Source organism: Liquorilactobacillus mali (assembly GCF_001437155.1).
Lineage (GTDB): Bacteria > Bacillota > Bacilli > Lactobacillales > Lactobacillaceae > Liquorilactobacillus > Liquorilactobacillus mali_A.
Genome location: NZ_JQAR01000055.1, coordinates 1 through 922, shown reverse-complemented (window position 1 = coordinate 922; position 922 = coordinate 1). Strand labels below are relative to the sequence as shown.

Sequence of the window (922 nt, the reverse complement as noted above, 5' to 3'; positions counted from 1 at the left end):
CTCCAAACCCAGACAAGTCCAGACGTCGAAAACTGAAATCGTTAAAACGAAAACTTAAGTTACGCCAAACTAAGTTATTGGAATATAAAATACAAACTGGAATTTATGGTAAACGGAATAGTTATTCGAAAACAGACCATGATGCGACTTTTATGCGTGTTAAAGAAGATTCAATGCTCAACGGACAGCTAAAACCGGCTTATAATCTACAAATCGCCACGAGTAAACAATTTGTAACTGCCTTTGGCATTTTTCAAAATCCAGGAGATACCAAAACATTAATTCCCTTTTTACAGCAGCAAAAAGCAGCTGAAACTTTAGGTAAGTATATTGTGGCCGATGCGGGATACGGTTCAGAATCAAATTATCGATACTTTGAAGATGAATTACCCGAACATACAGCTTTGATTCCGTATGGGACAATGTTGAAAGAAAACAGTCGCAAATGGCAAAGTGATGACCGTAAGGTCATGAATTGGACATATCACCCTAAAGATGATTATTTTATAGATCCGCAAGGAGTTAGATTTAGTTTTTATGCTTACCGTAAGCGCAAAGACAAGTACGGGTTTGTACGTGAATTTAAAGAGTATAAGGCAAACAAATATGATAATGATTTTCAAGTTGACCACCGAGCGTTCACTAAAAACGGAAATCCTCGCAAAATAAGTATTAATGACGCTTGGGAGTACTTCAAAGCTAAGGAACGCAAGTTGCTTTCAAATTACCAAACTGGTTCAATTTATGGACGACGTAAAATAGATGTCGAATCAGTTTTTGGTGGGTTGAAGGCTTGTTTGGGTTTTAAAAGATTTTCGGTTAGAGGCCTTGAAAAGGTAAAAAAGGAAGCTGGAATTGCCTTGATGGCGATGAACATTAGAAAATTGGTGGCGAGGGTTACCAACTATAACTGTTTTATAAA

General features: G+C 37.1%; 1 protein-coding gene. It reads left to right on the top strand.

Annotated elements, in window-relative coordinates; translation table 11 throughout:
• Positions 1-922 (top strand): transposase (locus IV36_RS12640; RefSeq protein ID WP_156648683.1); only part of this gene is annotated, 922 nt, incomplete at both ends.